The sequence below is a fragment of the Polaromonas sp. P1_A2 genome, from assembly GCF_056406895.1.
In genome coordinates this window covers 1,369,153-1,389,706 of sequence record NZ_JBFTZI010000001.1, presented here as the reverse complement: position 1 = coordinate 1,389,706, position 20,554 = coordinate 1,369,153, and the positions used below count along the sequence as shown (strand labels likewise).

The window sequence follows — 20,554 nt, the reverse complement described above, 5'->3', positions numbered from 1 at the left end:
ATGAACATCGATATCCGGGAAGCGCAAGCTGGCGACGCTGCGCTGATCCACAACTTCATCGTCGAACTGGCCATTTATGAAAAAGCGGAGCATGAGGTCATTGCGAGCGCCGCGGACATTGAGCGCAGCCTGTTTGAGCCAGGCACACCCGCCCGCGCCCTGATTTGCGAGATAGACGGCCAGCCCGTGGGTTATGCGGTGTACTTCCTGAGCTACTCCACCTGGCTGGGCCGCAAGGGCATGTACCTGGAGGATTTATACGTATCGCCCCAACACCGGGGCAGCGGCGCCGGCAAGCGGCTGCTCCGCCACCTGGCCCGGCTGGCTTTTGACAGCGGCTGCGGGCGCTTCGAATGGAGTGTGCTGGACTGGAACGAGCCGGCCATCCAGTTTTACCAGTCGCTGGGGGCCAAACCGCAGGCCGAATGGGTGCGCTACCGCATGGCCGGCGACACCCTGAGGCAGTTTGCGCAGGGGACCGAGCCCACAAGCCAGGCCCTGCCAACGCCATAAGCCGCCCGCGCGGGCATGAGGGCGCTGCTCAGCAGTGCCGGCTCTTTGTAAGAGTTCTTTTGTAAGAAATGACAACCTGGGGCGACCAAATGCCACAGGGGGTCAGCGCGCGCTGCAAAAGACAGCACGTCGTTCAATCCGCCTGGCGGCGCGAACCCTATATAGGACAGCATTTGGCCGGCGCCGCTTGCACCCAAAGCGATTCAGTCCTACAAACACTCTTTTCGAACGGCTTTTAAATCTATAACCAAATAACCGTAGCCAAGGCGAATCTTGAACCTACCACTCAACATCTCGGCCCTCTCGCTCCAGCTGCCTCCTGCGTCCCCGCAATTCATTGACCTCTACCGTCCGGACAGCGACGCGCAGGCCATGCATGCAACGGTGCAAGAGCTGACGGAAGCACTGCTGGCCCCGGCGGCCGCCGTGTCGCCCAAATTCTTTTACAACGCGCTGGGCTCCAAGCTCTTCGAGGCCATCACCGGCCTGGACGAGTACTACCCCACGCGCACCGAAGCCGGCATCTTCGAGGCGGCGAGAACGCACATCGCCGCCACGCTGGCCGAGGCGGGCATCCACCAACCCTGCCTGATCGACCTGGGCGCGGGCAACTGTGCCAAGGCCATGGCCTTGATACCGCACCTGCAGCCGCGCCAGTACGTGCCGGTCGACATCTCGGTCGATTTTTTGCGCGATGCGGCGGAGCAGGTGCAAAACAACTTTCCTGCGCTCGACATCGTCGGCCTGGGCATGGATTTTTCGGCCGGGCTGGCCCTGCCGGGCGAAGTCCAGGCGCATGAGCGGGTGTTTTTCTACCCGGGCTCCAGCCTGGGCAATTTCCACCCCGGCCAGGCCTTGCAGTTCCTGGAGCACATCGCCGACCCGGAACAGGGCAAGGCGCGCGGCCTGCTGCTGGGCATAGACCTGGTCAAGGACACGGCGCGCCTGGAGGCCGCTTACGACGACGCGCTGGGCGTGACCGGCGCCTTCAACAAAAACCTGCTGCTCAATATCAACGACTTGCTGGGCTCGGACTTTGACCTGCGGCAATGGCGCCATGTGGCGCTGTTCAATGCCAGGGAGTCGCGCATCGAGATGCACCTGGAAGCCACCAGTGAGCTGACGGTGCGCTGGCCCGGCCATGAGCGCAGCTTCCAGGCCGGCGAGCGCATTCACACCGAATGCTCCTACAAGTACACGGTCCCGGGCATGACGGCCTTGCTGCGGCAGGCCGGCTTCAAGCACATCGAATACTGGACCGATCCCAACAGCTGGTTCGCGGTATTCTGGGCCGCGGTGTAAACAAAGCAGTTCGCCAAAAGAAAAAGGCCGGTTCCCCTCGGGGAAACCGGCCTTTTGTTTTCTGAAGCGCTTTTGAAAGCGGGAGCGCGTCAGGCGCGCTCGCCCACCCAGCCCTGCACCGACTTCAGCGCATCGCCCAACTTGGAGGCATCGGTGCCGCCGGCCATGGCCATGTCGGCCTTGCCGCCGCCCTTGCCGCCGACTTGCTGGGCCACAAAGTTCACCAGTTCGCCGGCCTTGACCTTGCCCACGCTGTCGGCCGTCACGCCCGCGGCGATCTGCACCTTGTCGCCGTCGACCGCGGCCAGCACGATGACGGCTGTCTTGAGCTTGTCCTTGAGCTTGTCCATGGTGTCGCGCAGCGTCTTGGCGTCGGCGCCTTCGAGTTTCGCGGCCAGCACTTTCAGGCCCTTGACGTCCACCGCCTGCGTGAGCAGCTCATCGCCTTGCGAAGAAGCCAGCTTGCCCTTGAGCGCGGCGATCTCTTTTTCCAGCGTCTTGACCTGGTCCAGCACCTGGCCGATGCGGCCCTGCAGTTCCGTCGGGCTGGCCTTGAGCGAGCCGGCCGCGGCCTGCACCGTGGATTCCAGCGACTGCAAATAGGCCAGCGCGTTTTCGCCGGTGACGGCTTCCACGCGCCGCACGCCGGCGGCCACACCGCTTTCGGCGACGATCTTGAACAGGCCTATGTCGCCGGTGCGCGCCACGTGGGTGCCGCCGCAGAGTTCCTTGCTTGAGCCTATGGTCAGCACGCGCACGCGCTCGCCGTATTTCTCGCCGAACAGCATCATGGCGCCGCTTTTTTGCGCGGCCTCCATGTCCATCACGCTGGCGTCGGTCGCCACGTTGGAGAGGATTTCGGCATTGACGCGGGCTTCGATCTCGCGGATCTGCGCGTCGGTCACCGGCGCGCCGTGCGCGAAGTCAAAGCGGGTGCGCTCGGCGTTCACCAGGCTGCCCTTTTGCTGCACATGCTCGCCCAGGACTTCGCGCAGGGCCTTGTGCATCAAGTGGGTGGCGCTGTGGTTGCGCACGGTGGCGGCGCGCACGGCGGTGTTGACTTGCGCCTTCACCGTATCGCCGACCTTGAGTGTGCCCTCTTCCTGCGTGCCGTGGTGGCCGAACACATCGGCGCGGATTTTCTGCGTGTCGTCCACCGCGAAGCCGGCGCCGGCCGCGGTGATGCGGCCCTGGTCGCCGACCTGGCCGCCGCTTTCGGCGTAAAAAGGCGTGGTGTCCAGCACGACCACACCGCTTTGCCCGGCATTGAGGGCCTGCACGGCCACGCCGTCGGCATAAAGCGCCACCACTTTTGCGGGCTCTTCGAGCAGCTCGTAGCCGGTAAAGGTATTGCCGCTGCCGGTGTATTCGAGCGCGCGGTCCATCTTGAACTTGCCGGCGGCGCGCGCCTGGTTCTTTTGCTTGTCCATCGCGGCCTTGAAGCCGGCCTCGTCAACCTCGACGCCGCGCTCGCGGCAGACGTCAGCCGACAAGTCCAGCGGGAAGCCGTAGGTGTCGTGCAGCTTGAAGGCCACCTCGCCCGGCAGCACCTTGGCGCCGCCGGCCAGCGCCGTGTCCAGGATGGTCATGCCGATTTCCAGCGTTTCAAAGAAGCGCTCTTCCTCGGCCTTGAGCACGGCGGTAATGCGGGCTTCGTCGGTCCTGAGCTTGGGATAGGCGTCGCCCATCAGTTTGGCGAGGTCAGCCACCAGCTTGTGGAAGAAAGGCGCCTTCTTGCCCAGCTTGTAGCCATGGCGGATCGCGCGGCGGATGATGCGGCGCTGCACATAACCGCGGCCCTCGTTGGAAGGGTTGACGCCGTCGGACACCAGAAACGCGGTGGCGCGGATGTGGTCGGCGATCACGCGCAGCGACTTGTTGCCCAGGTCCTTCTCGCCGGTTTCGCGGCTAGCGGCCTTGATCAGCGCCTCGAAGATGTCGATCTCGTAATTGCTGTGCACATGCTGCAGGATGGCGGCCAGGCGCTCCAGGCCCATGCCGGTGTCCACGCAGGGCGCGGGCAGCTTGGTGACGCTGCCGTCGGCCGCCATGTCGAACTGCATGAACACGTTGTTCCAGATTTCGATGAAGCGGTCGCCGTCTTCATCGGGACTGCCGGGCGGGCCGCCGGGAATGTGGTCGCCGTGGTCGTAAAAGATTTCGCTGCACGGGCCGCAGGGGCCGGTGTCGGCCATCATCCAGAAGTTGTCGGACTTGTAGCGGCCGCCCTTGTTGTCGCCGATGCGGATCACGCGCTCGGGCGGCAGGCCGATTTCCTTGGTCCAGATGTCGTAAGCCTCATCGTCTTCTTGATACACCGTGGCCATCAGGCGCTCGGGCGGCAGCTTGTAGACCTCGGTCAGCAGCTCCCAGGCCCACTTGAGCGACTCGCGCTTGAAGTAGTCGCCAAAGCTCCAGTTGCCCAGCATCTCGAAGAAGGTGTGGTGGCGCGCGGTGTAGCCCACGTTTTCCAGGTCGTTGTGCTTGCCGCCGGCGCGCAGGCAGGCCTGGACGGACACGGCGCGCACATAGGGACGCTTGTCGGTGCCCAGGAACACATCCTTGAACTGCACCATGCCGGAGTTGGTGAACATCAGCGTCGGGTCGTTGCCCGGCACCAGCGAGCTGGAGGGCACCACGGTGTGCCCCTTGGACGCGAAGAAATCGAGGAAGGTCTTGCGGATGTCGGCGACGGTGAAGGTGGGCTGGCTCATCTTGGATTTTGTGGTCTGGCCAAGGTGGCCGGCCGCCGGCGACCTCAGGTCGTACCCACTGCGTCGAACCCACCTAAGCGCTTGATTTACTTGAACATTCGATTATAGGCGTGGACCCCTTCGGCAGCCCCGGCGCCAGGCCAAGCCCCGCGCAGGGCCGGCGCATCAAGGCGGTGCCCGGCGCACCGCCCCGGCGCCAAGGCGCCAGCCGCACCGCATGGCGGCCCCAAAACCAGGCATCCAGCCCTCCTTTACCGCCAAATCCGCTGGCACGCAAGCTGCTTAATACCCTATAAAGATAATTTAAATATCTTCTTAATATATTTACATCCAAGCCCTTTTTCATCCCCCATCCTCAGGAGCACTCCCTTGAACAACCCCCGCTGGCAAGGCATTTTTCCCGCCGTCACCACCAAATTCCACGCCGACGAAAGCATTGACGCCGAAGGCACGGCCCGGCACATCGACTTCCAGATCCGCAACGGCATCCACGGCCTGGTGACCTGCGGCTCACTGGGCGAGGCCAGCACGCTGTCGCTGGAGGAAAAGCTCCAGGTCGCCAAGATCGCCCTGGACGCCAGCAAAGGCCGCATCCCGGTGCTGGCCAATGTGTCGGAAACCAGCACCCGCGAGGCGCTGCGCTACATCGCCGGCGCCAACCAGCTCGGCGTGGACGGCTTTATGGTCATGCCCTCGGTGATTTACGTGGCCGACGCGCGCGAAGCCATGCTCAATGTGCGCACCATGGCCGAGGCCGCGCGCAAGCCGGTCATGATCTACAACAACCCGGTCGCCTACCGGGTGGACTTGAAGCCCGAGCACATGGCCGAGCTGGCCGACTGCGAATGGCTGGTCGCCATCAAAGAGAGCACCGACAACATCCGCCGCATCACCGACCTGCGCAACACGGTGGGCGAGCGCTACCAGCTCTTCCTGGGCGTGGACGACCTGGCCTACGAAGGCCTGGCGCTGGGCTGCGACGGCCTGCTGGCCGGTGTGGGCTGCGCCTTCCCGCGCGAGACCGTGGCGCTGTACGACCTCATGAAGGCCGGCAAATTCGCCGAGGCGCTCAAGCTCTACCAGTGGATGACGCCCATGCTGCACCTGGACGTCTCCACCAAGCTGGTGCAAAACCTCAAGCTCATCGACGCCCTGGTCGGCGTGGGCACCGAGCACATGCGCCGCCCGCGCCTGCCGCTGGTAGGCGCCGAGCGCGAATTCGTCGAAGCCATCGTCAAAAAAGCCCTGGCCACGCGGCCGGCGCAGTACCAGTCCGCCCCGTAAATTTTTCCAACCCCGCAACCAGCACCGAGGAGACACCCATGACACATCGCAACAGCATCGTTTCATTGATCGGCATCGCAGCCATCGCGCTGGCCTCAGCGGCACAGGCCCAGGAACAGGTCGTGGCCATCGGCCACACCGGCCCGCTTTCGGGGCCGAACGCGTTCGCCGGCAAGGACAACGAAAACGGCGTGCGCCTGGCGGTCGAAGAACTCAATGCCAAAAAAATGGTGGTGGGTGGCAAGACACTCAAGTTCGAACTGCAGTCGGAGGACGACCAGTGCGACGCCAAGGCCGGCGTGGCCGCAGCCCAAAAACTCGTCGACAGCAAAGTGAAGTACATCATGGGCCCCTATTGCTCGGGCGTTGCGATTCCCGCATCACGGGTATACAGCGAAGGTGGCGCCATGATGTCGACCGTGGGCACCAACCCCAAGGTCACCCAGGGCGGCTACAAAAACCTGTTCCGGATCATTGCCAGCGACACACAGATCGGCTCCAGCATGGCGGTGTATGCCGCCAAGGTCCTGAAGGTCAGCAAGGTCGGCGTGATTGACGACCGCACGGCGTTCGGCCAGGGCGTTGCGGAAGAATTCGTCAAGGAAGCCAAAAAGCAGGGCCTCACCGTGGTCGGGCAGGAGTTCACGACCGACAAGGCCGTGGATTTCCTTGCCATCCTGACCAACCTCAAGGCGCAGAAACCGGAAGCCATCTTCTTCGGCGGCTACGCACCGCAGGCCGCGCCCATGGTGCGCCAGATGAAACAGCTGGGCCTGTCCGCCAAGCTGCTGGGCGGCGACACGCTCTGCAGCCCCGAAATGGGCAAGCTCGGCGGCGAAGCGGTTAACGACACGGTTTTTTGCGCGCAAGGCGGCTCCATGCTGGAAAAGGCCGCAGGTGGACCGGCCTTCAAGGCCAAATACAAAAAGCGCTTCAACCTCGATACGGACGCCTACGGCGCTTCCTTCTATGACCAGACGATGCTGATCGGCGAGGCCATGCGCAAGGCCGACTCCATCGACGTGGCCAAGGTCGGCGCCGAAATCTACAAGGGCAGCTACAAGGGCGTCGCCGGCACCTACACCTATGACGACAAGGGCAACATGACGCAGGCGCCCATCACGGTATTCACGTTCAGGAATGCCCAGCCCACGGCGCTGGCGAGCTACTGAACACGGTCCGCACCACCGGGACACGGCCATGACGGGCAATGCCATGAGCGACGCAAGGTCCGACAGCCTGCCTCCTCTCAGCCGCCATCCCTGGGGTGAGGGCCTGTGGCCGGCCGCGCAGATGCGCTGTGCCACGCCCGCCCTCGATCCCACGCCGAATGCCGTCCGGCGGTTTGCCAAAACCGCACAGCCATGAAAACACCAGGCACCGTGACGATCCACGTCAACGGCCGGCCACTGTCGGTCAAGACGGGAACGTCCGTGGCCGCGGCGCTGCGCATCGCCGACGCCGCGTGCATGGGCGTGGCACGCCGCTCCGTGCACGGCGAAGCCCGCGCGCCGTTCTGCGGCATGGGCATCTGCCAGGAATGCCGCGTCGACATCGATGGCCGGCGCCGCCTGGCCTGCCAGACCCTGTGCAGCGACGGCCTGCGCGTGGACACCGGACTTCAAGCGGAAGGACAGAATCCATGAACGCTGCTGGCAAGCCCCCACCCCCTGCACCCCCGTGCGAGCTGCTGATCGTCGGCGCGGGCCCGGCCGGCATGGCGGCCGCGCTGGCCGCCGCGCCCAGCGGCGCCCGCATCACGCTGCTGGACGACAACCCGGTCCTGGGCGGCCAGATCTGGCGCGATGGCCCCGGCGCCCATCTGACGCCGCAGGCGCTGCGCATGCGCGAGGCGCTGGCGCGTTGCGCCAATGTGCGCCTGCTCTGCGGCACGCGCGTGGTCAGCCTGGCTGGCAGCGGCGCGCTGCTGCTGGAAGACGCCAAACAAGGCTGGGTTCAGCCGTATGACAAATTGATCCTGTGCACGGGCGCGCGCGAGCTGCTGCTGCCTTTCCCCGGCTGGACGCTGCCCGGCGTCACGGGCGCCGGCGGTTTGCAGGCCCTGGTCAAGGCCGGCCTGCCGGTGGAGGGTGAACGCATCGTGATCGCCGGCAGCGGCCCGCTGCTGCTGGTGGCCGCCGACACGGCGCGGCGCGCCGGCGCCAAAGTGGTCCGCATCGCCGAGCAGGCCGGCCTGCCGGCCGTCGCGGGTTTTGCGGCGCAGTTGCTGCGCTGGCCCGGCAAGGCGACCCAAGCCCTGGGCCTGGCCAGCGCGCGCTACCGCACCGGCACCCGCGTGGTCTCGGCGCAAGGCGAGGGCCGCGTGCAGTCCGCGCGCCTGCTGCATGCCGGCCACGAAACCCAGATTCCCTGTGATCGCGTGGCTTGCGGTTTCGGCCTGGTGCCCAACACCGAGCTGGGCCAGTTGCTGGGCTGCGCGCTGGCGCCGGCCGGCGGCGGCGCGCAGGCCCTGGCCGTTGACGGCCTGCAGGCGACCAGCGTGGCCGGTGTCTACGCGGCCGGCGAATGCACAGGCGTGGGCGGCAGTGAGCGCGCGCTCGCGCAGGGCCGCATCGCCGGGTTGGCCGCCATCGGGGACAGCGCCGCCGCGCAGCGCCACCACGCGGAACGCGCGCACTGGCAAGCCTTTGCCGGACAGCTGCAGCGGCACTTCGCGCTGGCGCCCTCGCTCAAGACCCTGGCGCGGCCCGAGACCCTGGTCTGCCGCTGCGAAGACGTGACGCAGGCCGCGCTGGCCGGCTGCGGCGGCTGGACGGAAGCCAAGCTGCACACGCGCTGCGGCATGGGCGCCTGCCAGGGCCGCGTCTGCGGCGCGGCGGCGAATTTTTTATTCGGCTGGACGCCGCCCGCGCCCAGGCCGCCGCTGTCGCCCGCGCGCATCGCCACGCTGGCAAGTCCCCACACCCCTGACTGAAAGCACCCACCCACCACCATGCCACAGGACATCATTCTCGAAACACAGGGGCTGACCAAGGAGTTCCGCGGTTTTGTCGCCGTGCGCAACGTCGCCCTGCGCGTGCGGCGCGGCAGCATACACGCGCTGATAGGCCCCAACGGCGCCGGCAAGACCACGGTCTTCAACCTGCTGACCAAGTTCCACACGCCGACCGAAGGAAAAATCCTCTTCAACAGCGCCGACATCACGCAGGAAAAACCCGCGCAGACCGCGCGCCGCGGCATCGTGCGCTCCTTCCAGATCTCGGCCGTGTTCCCGCAGCTCACGGTGCTGGAGAACGTCAAGATCGCGCTGCAGCGCAAGCTGGGAGTGGAATACCACTTCTGGCAGTCGATCGCGGCCATGCGCAAGCTCGACGAGCCGGCCATGGCCCTGCTCGAGCAGGTGGGCCTGGCGCGTTTTGCCGCGCTGCTCGCCGGCGACCTGCCCTACGGCCGCAAGCGCACGCTGGAAATCGCCACCACGCTGGCGCTGGACCCGGAACTGCTGCTGCTCGACGAGCCCACGCAGGGCATGGGCCATGAGGACGTGGACCGCATCAAACAACTGATCAAGCAGGTCTCCGCGCAGCGCACCGTGCTGATGGTGGAGCACAACATGAAGGTGGTGGCCGACATCAGCGACACCATCACCGTGCTGCAGCGCGGCGAGGTGCTGGCCGAGGGCCCTTATGCCGAGGTCTCGGCCAACCCGGCCGTGCGTGAAGCCTATATGGGAGTCGAAGAAGATGCCTGAACCCCTCCACCCCACCGGCGAGGCCATGCTCACCATCCGCGACCTGCACGCCTGGTACGGCGAATCGCATGTGCTGCAGGGCATCAACCTGGACGTCAAGGCCGGCGAATGCATCACCCTGCTGGGCCGCAACGGCGCGGGCCGCACCTCCACGCTGCGCGCCATCCTCGGGCTGGTCGGCAAGCGCACCGGCTCGATACGCGTGGCGGGCAAGGAAACCATCGGCCTGCCGCCGCACCGCATCGCCCGCCTGGGCCTCGGTTACTGCCCCGAGGAGCGCGGGATCTATGCCTCGCTGACCGCCGAGGAAAACCTGTTGCTCTTGCCCAAGGTCGGCGAAGGCGGCATGTCGCTGGAGCAGATCTACGCCATGTTTCCAAACCTCAAAGAGCGCGCCAACAGCCCCGGCACGCGGCTGTCGGGCGGCGAGCAGCAGATGCTCGCGATGGCGCGCATCCTGCGCACCGGCGCCCAGCTGCTGCTGCTCGACGAGATCACCGAAGGCCTGGCGCCCGTGATCGTGCAAAAGCTCGGCCAGGTGATACGCGAACTCAAGGCGCGCGGCTTCACCATCGTGCTGGTGGAGCAGAACTTCCGTTTCGCCAAACACCTGGCGGACCGCCACTACGTGATCGAGCACGGACAGGTCGTCGAAGTCATGGCGCAGCGCGAGGTCGAATCCCGGCAAAGCCGGCTTGACGAACTGCTTGGCATCTGAGTTTTTCACCCCGCCCCTCCCCTTCCCTTTGCTTTTTTCCTTAACCCATGGAGCCCTTTATGCAATTTCGCAAACTCTCCGTCTGCCTGGCGGCCTGCGCGGCCCTTTCGTCTTTCTCCGTCCACGCCCAGGTCAGCGATGACGTCGTGAAGATAGGCGTGCTCAACGACCTCTCGGGCATTTATTCCGACCTGTCCGGCCAGGGCTCGGTCACGGCGGCGCGCATGGCCATCGAGGAGATGGGCGGCAAGGTGCTGGGCAAGCCGGTCGAGCTGGTCTTCGCCGACCACCAGAACAAGCCCGACGTGGCGGCCAACCTGGCGCGCGGCTGGTTCGACCAGGGCAAGGTCGACATGGTGACGGACTTCCCCACCACCTCCACCGCGCTGGCCGTGATGGAAATCGCCCGGCAGAAAAACCGCGTGGTCATGCCCTCCTCGGGCCTGGCCACCGCCATCCTCGGCGAAAAATGCACGCCGCTGACCGCGCAGTGGACCACCAACACCTACGCGCTGGCGGCCGGCACGGCGCGCGCGCTGGTCAAGGAAGGCAAGAAGACCTGGTACTTCGTCACCGCCGACTACACCTTCGGCCATTCGCTCGAAAAAGACGCGACCGAGGTCATCAAGGCCGACGGCGGCAGCGTGGTCGGCAGCTCGCGCCACCCCTTCCCCGGCAACGATTTTTCGTCCTTCCTGCTCAAGGCCCAGGCCTCCAAGGCCGACGTCATCGCGCTGGCTAATGCCGGCAACGACACGGTCAACGCCATCAAGCAGGCCAATGAATACGGCATCACACGCAAGCAGGTGGTCGCGCCGCTGCTGACCTATATCTCCGACGTGCACAGCATAGGCCTGGACAAGGCGCAGGGCATGTATTTGAGCGAAGCCTTTTACTGGGACTACGACGAGCGCTCGCGCGCCTGGTCCCGGAAGTTCTTCGAGATACAAAAACGCATGCCTACCGCCGCCCAGGCCGGCGTCTACTCGGCCACGCTGAACTACCTCAAGGCCGTGCAGGCCGCCGGCACCGACGAGGCCAAGGCCGTCATGGCGCAGCTGCGCAAGATGACCATCGACGACGCGGTGATCCGCAAGGGCAAGCTGCGCGAGGACGGCGCGCTGGTGCACGACATGCTGCTGCTGCAGGTCAAGACGCCGGCCGAGTCCAAGGCGCCGTGGGACTACTACAAGGTCAAGTCCGTGCTCAAGGGCGCCGACGTGTTCCCGCCCATCAACCCCGCCTGCCAGGCCGGCAAGTAACTCCATCCCGCGCGCGGCGGCATGCCAGGGGGCGGCCGCCGCGCCACCGACGAAACACACATCATGTTTGACATCCCGATGCAGTCCCTGCTGGCCCAGTTGCTGGTGGGCCTGATCAACGGCTGCTTCTACGCCATGCTGAGCATGGGCCTGGCGATCATCTTCGGCCTGCTCAACATCATCAACTTCGCGCACGGCGCGCAGTTCATGGTGGCCGCCTTCCTGGCCTGGATGGGTTTTTCGCAGCTGCCGCTGCTGCTGGGCCCGGAGTTCAAGATCAACTTCTGGGCGGCGCTGGTGCTGGCGCCCATCATCGTCGGCGGCCTGGGGGTGCTGCTTGAAAAAACCCTGCTCAAGCGGCTCTACCACCTGGACCACCTTTACGGCCTGCTGCTGACCTTCGGCGTCTCGCTGGTGCTCGAAGGCGTGTTCCGCCACTTCTACGGCATCTCGGGCGCCAGCTATGACCCGCCCGCGCTGCTGCAGGGCGGCGTCGACCTGGGTTTTATGTACCTGCCGCTGTACCGCGGCTTCGTGGTGGTGGCCTCGATACTGATCTGCGGCTGCACCTGGTTCCTGTTCGAGAAAACCCGGCTGGGCGCCCTGCTGCGCGCCGGCACCGAGAACCCCAAGCTGCTGCAGGCCTTCGGCGTCAACATCCCGCTGATGATCACGCTGACCTACGGCTTCGGCGTGGGCCTGGCCGGCATCGCCGGCGTGCTGGCCACACCCATCATGCAGGTCAACCCGCTGATGGGCGCCAACCTGCTCAACATCGTGTTCGCTGTGGTGGTGATAGGCGGGCTGGGCTCCATCCTGGGCGCCGTGGTCAGCGGCCTGGCCCTGGGCCTGCTCGAGGGCCTCACCAAGGTGTTTTACCCCGAGGCCTCCACCGTGGTGGTGTTCGTCATCATGGCGGTGGTGCTGCTCACGCGCCCCGCCGGCCTGTTCGGCAAGGAGCACTGAAGCCATGAAATCCCTGCTCACCCACATCCCCATGCCCGTGCGCATCCTGCTGGCGCTGCTGCTGCCCGCGCTGCTGGTGCCGGCCTTCCCCGAAATCGCCTACCCGGTCTTTATCATGAAGGTGCTGTGCTACGCGCTGTTCGCGCTGGCCTTCAACCTGCTGATCGGTTTCACCGGGCTGGTGTCCTTCGGCCACGCGGCCTTCTTCGGCTGGGCCGGCTACACCACGGGCATCCTGATGATCCGCTTCGGCGCGGCCGGCTTTCCCGTCGAGCTGGCCATCCTGGCGGGCATGGCCGTGGCCACCGCCATAGGCTGGCTGATAGGCACGCTGGCGATACGCCGCACCGGCATCTACTTCGCCATGATCACCCTGGCACTCTCGCAGGTGGCCTACTTCCTGGCGGTGCAAATCCCCTGGACCGGCGGCGAGGACGGCATGCAGGGCATACCGCGCGGCAAGCTGCTGGGCCTGGTCGACCTCTCGGTGGACAACAACATGTACTACTTCACGCTGGCGGTGTTCGTGGCGGCCTTCCTGGCCATACACCGCATCGTGCATTCGCCCTTCGGCCAGGCGCTCAAGGCGCTGCGCGACAACGCGCCGCGCGCCGTCTCGCTGGGCTACGACACCGACCGCTGCAAGCTTTACGCCTTCATGCTGTCGGCCGCGCTGGCCGGGCTGGCCGGCTCGCTCAAGGCGCTGGTGCTGCAGCTGTCGGCGCTCAACGACGTGATGCTGAGCACCTCGACCGAAGTGCTGCTGATGACGCTGCTCGGAGGGCTAGGCACCAGCTGGGGGCCCGTGGTAGGCTCCACACTGGTGGTCAGCCTGCAGAACCACCTCGCCGCCCTGGGCGGCGTGGTAACCGTGCTCATAGGCCTGACCTTCATCGTCTGTGTATCGTTCTTCCGGCGCGGCCTGGTCGGCGAATGGCAGGCCCTGCTGCAACGCCGAGATGCCCAACAACACCATGTCCCTGTCCACGACCGCACCGCCAACAGCCCCTAAACGCCGGGCCGCCGACGTCGCCTATGACGCGATCGAAGCCATGATCGCCACCTTGCAGCTGCAACCCGGCGCGCCCGTGGTCGAGGCCGACCTGGCCCAGCGCACCCAGCTGGGCCGCACCCCGGTGCGCGAGGCGCTGCTGCGCATGGTCTCCATAGGCCTGATCGTGCAGCAGCCCCGGCGCGGCCTGCTGGTCTCCAACATCGACCTGGCCGACCACCTGGACGTGATCCTCACGCGGCGTGTGCTCGAGGGCGTGATCGCCGCGTGTTCGGCGCGCCGCGCCACAGCGGCCCAGCGCAAGGCCATCGTCGGCTGCGCGGCCAAGATGGTCAAGGCCGCCGAGCGCGCCAACCTCGAGGCCTATATGGCGGCCGACCACGAGCTGGACCTAGTCAACCACGAGGCCTGCCGCAACAGCTCGGCCGTCAAGAGCGTGGTGCCGCTGATCGTGCAATGCCGCCGCTTCTGGTACGCCTACCAGCACGAGGGCGAGATCGCCGAAGGCGCGCGCTTTCACATGGAGCTGGCCCAGGGCATCGCCACGGGCGACGAGGCCGCCGCGGTGCTGGGCGCCAACAAGCTCATGGACTATCTTGAGGGCTTTGCCCGCCGCGTCATCGAGATCTGACGGCCCCCGGCCGCCAGGCGGCTACCGGCCGGCTACTGGGCGGCTTGCTGGCCCAGCTCGATGCGCTGGGCCAAAAAGCGCCATATGCGCTCGTCGTCGCTGAAGGCCACGTTAAAGCGCAGCCACCCCGTGGGATGGGGCTCCAGCAGGAACAGCTGCCCCGGCCCGAGCATGATGCCCTCGGGCGTCGCCTCCTTGGACAGCACGGCGCCGTCCGGAAGGTCCGGATGCCGGGCCCACAGGTACATGCCGGCCCCCGGCTCATGGAACAGCTCGAATCCCAGGCTGGTTAGATTCTTTTCGGTCTTGCGATGCGCCAGGGCCAGCTTTTCCCGAAGCGACTTGAGGTGCTTGCGCCAGCGGCCGTCGGTGACCACCCCGAAGGTCAGCCGCTCGGCGATGTCCGAGGACGTCAGCCCGGAAATCATCTTGAGCTGGGCCAGGTCCTCGATCAGGTCGCCCCGCGCCAGCAGGTAGCCCACGCGCAGATTCGGGGAAATGGTTTTGGAAAAGCTGCCGATGTACACCACGCGCCGCAGCTGGTCCAGGCTGGCCAGCGTGGAGCGCGAGGTCGGGTCCATGTCGGCGTAGATATCGTTTTCCACCAGCGTGAAATCATGCGCCTCGGCCAGCTGCAGCAGGCGGTGCAGATGGGCCGCCGAGGCGATCGAGCAGGTCGGGCTCTGCAGGCGGGGCTGCGTGAAAAAGGCCTTGGGCTTGTGCTCGGCCAGCAGCGCCTCCAGCGCGGCGAGGTCGTAGCCTGTGGGGGTGCGCGGCACGCCCACCAGATGGACCCCCAGGAAACGCAGCATGAACATCAGGTTGGGATAACCCGGGTTGTCCACCAGCACGGTGTCACCTGGTTTGAGGAGTTGCCGGGCCACCAGGTCCAGCGCCTGGCTGGAGCCCTGCGTCAGCAGCACCTGGCTCACCTCAACCGGTATCTGGTTTTCCGCCAGGGCCTCCGCGATGACCATGCGCAGCGCCATATGCCCATGGGGCAGGCCGTAACCCTCCAGGGAAGAGCCGTCCACCGACAGCTGCCGCATGCTGCGGCGCAGCGCGTCCCCGAACAGGAAATCGTGGGGCAGCCAGCCGCAGCCGGGTTTCATCGGCAGGTTGCGGTTTTCGAATATCTGCTTGAGGTACCAGCGCGCGTCGAATTTCGGCTGCGGGGGCTGCGCATAGGGCGTGCCCGATGCCCCCTCGTCACCCCGGCGCTTGACGAAAAACCCGGCATTGGCCCGGGAAACAAGCCATCCCTGGGCTACCAGGCGGTCGTAGGCCTCCACCACCGTGAAGACGCTGACGCCATGCATGGCGGCAAAACCGCGGATGGAAGGCAGCTTGACCCCCGGTTTCAACGCCTGCCCGGCAATCATGCCGCGCAGGCCGTCAACGATCTGGCTCACCAGGGGCGTCTGTAGTTCCGGGCGCAGTGTGAGCATCAAAAAACCAAAAAAGGCAGATTGTGCATCGCAATCCTCATGCACCGGGTTGGGGAATCCATGTACAGGATTCTAGACCCGCACAGTGTGCTGGAAAGCACGCAAAGCTGTACATGGACTGGGCTGGCGCCGAATTTTAAAGTCCACCCCGTTCCCTACTTAAACCTTGAAACCACCTTCATCATGCAGCCAAACCAGACTACCACCAACGCCGCCCTGATGGCGCGCCGCCAAGCCGCCGTGACGCGCGGCGTCGGCCAGGCACACGAGATTTTTGCCAGCCGGGCGAAAAACGCCGAACTGTGGGACGTGGAAGGCCGCCGCTACATCGACTTCGCCGGCGGCATCGCCGTGCTCAACACCGGCCACCTGCATCCCGAAGTCATCGCCGCGGTCAAGGCCCAGCTCGACCTCTACACGCACACCTGCTTCCAGGTCGTCGCCTATGAGCCCTATGTCGAACTGGCGGAAAAGCTCAATGCCCTGGCGCCCGGCAACTTCGCCAAAAAAACCTTGCTGCTGAGCACCGGCGCCGAGGCGGTCGAGAACGCGGTCAAGGTGGCGCGGGCCTACACCAAGCGCCCCGGCGTCGTCGCCTTCACCGGCGGCTACCACGGCCGCACCAACATGACATTGGGCATGACCGGCAAGGTGGCGCCTTACAAGCTGGGCTTTGGCCCCTTCCCCGGCGAAGTCTTCCACGCCGAATTCCCCAACGCCCTGCACGGCGTGAGCATCGACCAGGCGCTGCATTCGGTGGAGCAGATCCTCAAGAACGACGTCGAACCCGAGCGCGTGGCGGCCTTCATCATTGAACCGGTGCAGGGCGAAGGCGGTTTTTACGTCGCCCCGCCCGAATTCATCAGCCGCCTGAAGGCGCTGGCCGACCGCTACGGCATCCTGCTGATCGCCGATGAGGTCCAGACCGGCGCGGGACGCACAGGCACCTGGTTCGCCAGCGAACAGTGGCCGGTGGCCCCCGACCTGATCGCCATCGCCAAATCGATGGCCGGCGGTTTCCCCATCTCGGGCCTGGTTGGCCGCGCCGAGGTGATGGATGCCCCCGGCCCCGGCGGCCTGGGTGGCACCTATGCCGGCAGCCCCGTAGGTTGCGCCGCGGCGCTTGCCGTGCTCAAGGCCTTTCAGGAAGAAAAGCTGCTGGATCGCAGCAAAACTCTGGGCGCCCACCTGGTCAAAGGCCTGCGCGCCATCGCCGAAACGGAAAAGTCCATAGGCGACGTGCGCGGGCTGGGCGCCATGATCGCCATAGAGCTCTTCGAAAACGGGGACCTCGCCCGCCCTGACGCGGCACTGACCAAGCGCGTGGTGGCCGAGGCCGCCCGGCGCGGGCTGATATTGCTCTCTTGCGGCACCTACGGTAATGTGATCCGCATTCTCGTTCCCCTCACGGCGCCCGACGCGCTGCTCGACGAAGGCCTGAAAATCCTGGCCGACAGCTTCGCCGCAACGCGTTGATCTCCGTGACCAGCTCAGGAAAAACGATGACTGATCACGATGTCCTCGTACGCTTTGCAGGCGTGCAGAAAACCTATGACGGCGAGCAGCTTGTCGTGCAGCAGCTTGACCTCGACATCCATCGCGGGGAGTTCCTGAGCCTGCTGGGCCCTTCGGGCTCCGGGAAAACCACGACCTTGATGATGCTTGCCGGCTTCGAGTCCCCCACGGCCGGCGAGATTTTCCTGGGCGGCGCGCAGATCACGGGTACCCCGCCGCACAAGCGCAACTTCGGCATGGTGTTCCAGAATTACGCCCTCTTCCCGCACCTCACCGTGGGACAGAACGTGGCCTACCCGCTCACGGTGCGCAAGGTCTCCAAGGCCGACCAGGCAAGCCGCGTGCAGCGCGCGCTCGACATGGTCCGCCTGTCGGGCATGTCCGACCGCCTGCCCGGCCAGCTTTCCGGCGGCCAGCAGCAACGCGTGGCCCTGGCGCGCGCACTGGTGTTCGAGCCCCAGCTCGTGCTGATGGACGAGCCCCTGGGCGCACTCGACAAGCAGCTGCGCGAGCACATGCAGATCGAGCTCAAAGAACTGCACAAGCAGCTGGGCGTGACCTTTGTCTACGTCACCCACGACCAGGGCGAAGCGCTGACCATGAGCGACCGCGTGGCGGTGTTCAACGATGGTGTGATCCAGCAACTGGCCCCTGTGGAGGCGCTGTACGAGACGCCCTCCAACCGTTTTGTCGCCGGCTTCGTCGGTGACAGCACGGTACTCAAGGGCAAAGCCGGCACCGCCGGCATCGAATTGCCGGACGGCCGCGTCCTGGGCGGCATCAACGTCAACCAGGCGCCTGCCGGTGCGCAGGTTGAGGCCTACATCCGGCCCGAGCGCATCGTGCTGCACCGCCAGCCCCTGCCCGCGCTGGCGAACGTGCTCGCCGCGCGCGTCGCGCGGGTCATCTATTTCGGTGACCACCTGCGCCTGCTCTGCGACCTTGGCGAAGGCCAGGCGGAAGCCACGGTGAAGCTGCCCCTGATCGCGCTGGACGGCCTGGCGTCGCCGCAGCCCGGGGAGGCCGTTCACCTGGAATTCCCCGCGGCATTCACGCGGATTTACGGCACCTGACCGCGCCCGCACCACACTTTTTGCCTTTCTTTTTCACGCGTTTCTTTCATCAACCACCGAGGACTCACCCCATGACTACCCTGAAGAAAAACATCATCGCCATCACGGCGGCTTCTTGCCTGGCCCTGCCAGCCCTGGCGCAGCAGCAGATCACCGTCATCAACTTCGGCGGCGCCAACGCCAACGCGCAAAAGAAGGCGTATTACGAGCCTTACGAAAAGACGGGCACCAAAGTCATCGCCGGCGAATACAACGGCGAGCAGGCCAAGATCAAGGCCATGGTCGAGACCAAGAAGGTCACCTGGGACGTGGTCGAGGTCGAGTCGCCCGACGTGCAGCGTGGCTGCGACGAAGGCCTGTTCGAAAAGATCGACTTCAGCAAGATCGGCGCCAAGGCGGACTTCCTTCCCGCCGCCGTGCACGACTGCGGCGTCGGCGTTTTTGTCTGGTCCACCGTCATGGCCTGGAACGCCGACAAGGTCAAGTCCGCCCCCACCAGCTGGGCTGATTTCTGGGACACCAAAAAGATTCCCGGCAAGCGCGGCATGCGCAAGGGCGCACGCTACAACCTGGAGTTCGCACTGATGGCCGACGGCGTCAAGCCGGCCGATGTCTACAAGGTCCTGGCCACCAAGGATGGCGCGGATCGCGCATTCCGCAAGCTGACCGAACTCAAGCCCAGCATCCAGTGGTGGGAAGCCGGCGCCCAGCCCGCGCAATTCCTGGTGGCCGGTGACGTCGCCCTGAGCACGGTCTACAACGGCCGCATCGACGCCGCCAACCGCGAAGGCCGCAACCTGAAGATCTACTGGCCCGGTGGCATTTACGACCTGGACTACTGGGTCATCCCCAAAGGCGCACCGAACAAGGACGCCTCGATGAAATTCATCGCCTTCGCCAGCCAGCCCGCCACGCAAGCCGTGTACGCGCAGAACATCGCCTACGGCCCGGTCAATACCAAGGCTCTGGCCAAGCTGGACAAAAAGGTGCTGGACGACCTGCCGACCTCGCAGGCCAACGCCAAAGAAGCCATCCAGATGAACGTCGGCTTCTGGGCCGACCAGGGCGAAGCGCTGGAAAAACGTTTCGCCGCCTGGGCCACGCAGTAAAACCCGGAGCAAGCCAGCATGACCAGTTCCACCAGCAAAGCAGCCCTGACGGGCGAAGACGCCCGCGCGCTGCGCCAGGCGCTGTCGCGGGCCGAGGCGCGGCGCAAATGGCGCGCCTTCGCCCTGACAGTGCCCCTGCTGGTGTTTCTTCTGCTGACCTTGCTCATTCCTATCGCGGCGCTGCTTCAGCGCGCCGTTGAAAACCCGGAGGTGGCGACAGCGCTGCCCCGGACGGTGAAAAGCCTTGAGGGCTGGAACCCCGAGGCGCCACCGGCCGCCGCAAGCTATGCGGCGCTGGTGCAAGACCTGGGCCACCTTTCAGACAGCTCCGATGCCGGTGCGCTTGCGCGAAGGCTCAACTCTGAAGTGCCCGGCGCTCGCTCCTTGGTCATGGGCGCGTTTCGCGCCTTGCCCATCACAGGTTCAGCCGAGGAAATCCGGGACAGGCTGCTTCAGCTCGATCCGCGCTGGGCAGACCCGCCCTTCTGGCAAGCGATCGCCAAAAACGGTTCCCGCTGGACGCCCGACTACCTGCTGGCATCGGTGGACCTGCGGCGGGGCAGCCAGGGCGATATCGAGCGCATGCCGCCCGAGCTGCGCGCCTTCGGCCCCATCCTGCTTCGCACCTTCCAGATCAGTTTTATCGTCACGCTCTTCTGCCTGGCGCTGGGCTACCCCCTGGCCTGGTGGCTGGCTTCGCTTCCGGCGCGCAAGGCGAACCTGCTGATGATCCTGGTGCTGGTGCCCTTCTGGACTTCCATCCTGGTCCGGGTAGCTGCCTGGATCGTGCTGCTGCAGTCCGAGGGCCTGGTCAATCGCGGGCTGATGGGCATGGGCCTCATAGACAGCCCGCTGCCGCTGCTGTTCAACCGCGCCGGCGTGGTGATCGCCATGGTGCACATCCTGCTGCCCTTCATGATCCTGCCGCTGTACAGCGTGATGAAAAACGTGCCGCCGACCTACGTGCGCGCCGCCGTTTCACTGGGCAGCGCGCCCCTGGCCGCATTCTTTCGCGTCTACGTGCCGCAAACCTACCCGGGCATCAGCGCCGGGGCATTGCTGGTGTTCATCCTGTCCATCGGCTACTACGTGACCCCTGCCCTGCTGGGCGGTGCGGACGACCAGATGCTGAGCTACTACATCGCGCGGTACACCAATGTGCAGGTCAACTGGGGCATGGCCTGCGCGCTGGGCGCGCTGCTGCTGACCGCCACCATGGTTCTTTACGGCGTCTACCGGCGCATCGGCAAGGCCGAGCTCAGCATGGGTTGATGCCTTTTCACGACGCAACCTTC

The 20,554-nt window shown here is 65.6% G+C and carries 18 protein-coding genes; 16 read left to right on the top strand and 2 right to left on the bottom strand.

Annotation, left to right across the window (positions count from 1 at the left end; genetic code table 11):
* Together AC1D09_RS06745 and egtD are read left to right on the top strand one after the other, a co-directional pair.
* Positions 1-513, top strand: coding sequence for an N-acetyltransferase family protein (locus tag AC1D09_RS06745; protein ID WP_477664679.1), 513 nt, complete (start codon positions 1-3; stop codon positions 511-513).
* A gap of 273 nt (positions 514-786) precedes the next feature.
* Positions 787-1,815 carry an L-histidine N(alpha)-methyltransferase gene (gene egtD, locus AC1D09_RS06740; RefSeq protein WP_477664680.1) on the top strand — a complete coding sequence of 343 codons (1,029 nt, stop codon included), beginning with the start codon at positions 787-789 and terminating at the stop codon, positions 1,813-1,815.
* Between the two features lie 89 nt (positions 1,816-1,904).
* Here the strand turns inward: egtD and alaS are convergent, their stop codons facing one another.
* Positions 1,905-4,529: an alanine--tRNA ligase gene (alaS, locus tag AC1D09_RS06735; protein ID WP_477664681.1), complete on the bottom strand. Its 2,625-nt coding sequence runs from the start codon at positions 4,527-4,529 to the stop codon at positions 1,905-1,907.
* 369 nt (positions 4,530-4,898) lie between these two features.
* Here alaS and AC1D09_RS06730 point away from each other — a divergent pair, with 369 nt between their 5' ends.
* The 10 genes from AC1D09_RS06730 (at position 4,899) to AC1D09_RS06685 (ending at position 14,114) form a co-directional block, all read left to right on the top strand.
* Positions 4,899-5,813, top strand: a complete 915-nt coding sequence (locus AC1D09_RS06730) for a dihydrodipicolinate synthase family protein (RefSeq protein ID WP_477664700.1) — start codon at positions 4,899-4,901, stop codon at positions 5,811-5,813.
* A gap of 38 nt (positions 5,814-5,851) precedes the next feature.
* On the top strand, positions 5,852-6,985 hold the full coding sequence (locus AC1D09_RS06725) for a branched-chain amino acid ABC transporter substrate-binding protein (protein WP_477664701.1): 1,134 nt from the start codon (positions 5,852-5,854) through the stop codon (positions 6,983-6,985).
* Between the two features lie 192 nt (positions 6,986-7,177).
* Positions 7,178-7,459, top strand: a complete 282-nt coding sequence (locus AC1D09_RS06720; protein ID WP_477664702.1) for a 2Fe-2S iron-sulfur cluster-binding protein — start codon at positions 7,178-7,180, stop codon at positions 7,457-7,459.
* Positions 7,456-8,748 carry an FAD-dependent oxidoreductase gene (locus tag AC1D09_RS06715; protein ID WP_477664703.1) on the top strand — a complete coding sequence of 431 codons (1,293 nt, stop codon included), beginning with the start codon at positions 7,456-7,458 and terminating at the stop codon, positions 8,746-8,748. The genes AC1D09_RS06720 and AC1D09_RS06715 overlap by 4 nt, the downstream gene beginning before the upstream one ends.
* An 18-nt stretch (positions 8,749-8,766) precedes the next feature.
* Positions 8,767-9,525, top strand: coding sequence for an ABC transporter ATP-binding protein (locus AC1D09_RS06710; RefSeq protein ID WP_477664704.1), 759 nt, complete (start codon positions 8,767-8,769; stop codon positions 9,523-9,525).
* Positions 9,518-10,243 carry an ABC transporter ATP-binding protein gene (locus tag AC1D09_RS06705; RefSeq protein WP_477664705.1) on the top strand — a complete coding sequence of 242 codons (726 nt, stop codon included), beginning with the start codon at positions 9,518-9,520 and terminating at the stop codon, positions 10,241-10,243. The genes AC1D09_RS06710 and AC1D09_RS06705 overlap by 8 nt, the downstream gene beginning before the upstream one ends.
* Positions 10,244-10,302: 59 nt before the next feature.
* Positions 10,303-11,505 carry an ABC transporter substrate-binding protein gene (locus AC1D09_RS06700; protein ID WP_477664706.1) on the top strand — a complete coding sequence of 401 codons (1,203 nt, stop codon included), beginning with the start codon at positions 10,303-10,305 and terminating at the stop codon, positions 11,503-11,505.
* A 63-nt stretch (positions 11,506-11,568) separates the two neighbouring features.
* On the top strand, positions 11,569-12,471 hold the full coding sequence (locus tag AC1D09_RS06695) for a branched-chain amino acid ABC transporter permease (protein WP_477664707.1): 903 nt from the start codon (positions 11,569-11,571) through the stop codon (positions 12,469-12,471).
* A 4-nt stretch (positions 12,472-12,475) separates the two neighbouring features.
* Positions 12,476-13,483 carry a branched-chain amino acid ABC transporter permease gene (locus tag AC1D09_RS06690; protein ID WP_477664708.1) on the top strand — a complete coding sequence of 336 codons (1,008 nt, stop codon included), beginning with the start codon at positions 12,476-12,478 and terminating at the stop codon, positions 13,481-13,483.
* A complete protein-coding gene (locus tag AC1D09_RS06685) occupies positions 13,446-14,114 on the top strand; it encodes a GntR family transcriptional regulator (protein WP_477664709.1) in 669 nt (222 codons plus the stop codon). Before AC1D09_RS06690 ends, AC1D09_RS06685 begins: the two co-directional genes overlap by 38 nt.
* A gap of 32 nt (positions 14,115-14,146) precedes the next feature.
* Here AC1D09_RS06685 and AC1D09_RS06680 read toward each other — a convergent pair whose 3' ends face one another.
* Positions 14,147-15,562: an aminotransferase-like domain-containing protein gene (locus tag AC1D09_RS06680; protein WP_477664710.1), complete on the bottom strand. Its 1,416-nt coding sequence runs from the start codon at positions 15,560-15,562 to the stop codon at positions 14,147-14,149.
* A gap of 183 nt (positions 15,563-15,745) precedes the next feature.
* Here AC1D09_RS06680 and gabT point away from each other — a divergent pair, with 183 nt between their 5' ends.
* From gabT to AC1D09_RS06660, 4 genes are all read left to right on the top strand, one after another.
* On the top strand, positions 15,746-17,038 hold the full coding sequence (gene gabT / locus AC1D09_RS06675; RefSeq protein WP_477664711.1) for a 4-aminobutyrate--2-oxoglutarate transaminase: 1,293 nt from the start codon (positions 15,746-15,748) through the stop codon (positions 17,036-17,038).
* Between the two features lie 26 nt (positions 17,039-17,064).
* Positions 17,065-18,150: an ABC transporter ATP-binding protein gene (locus tag AC1D09_RS06670; protein WP_477664712.1), complete on the top strand. Its 1,086-nt coding sequence runs from the start codon at positions 17,065-17,067 to the stop codon at positions 18,148-18,150.
* 71 nt (positions 18,151-18,221) lie between these two features.
* Complete coding sequence (locus AC1D09_RS06665) at positions 18,222-19,259, top strand: ABC transporter substrate-binding protein (protein ID WP_477664713.1); 1,038 nt, start codon at positions 18,222-18,224, stop codon at positions 19,257-19,259.
* A gap of 18 nt (positions 19,260-19,277) precedes the next feature.
* Positions 19,278-20,531, top strand: a complete 1,254-nt coding sequence (locus AC1D09_RS06660) for an ABC transporter permease (RefSeq protein ID WP_477664714.1) — start codon at positions 19,278-19,280, stop codon at positions 20,529-20,531.
* Positions 20,532-20,554: the final 23 nt, after the last annotated feature.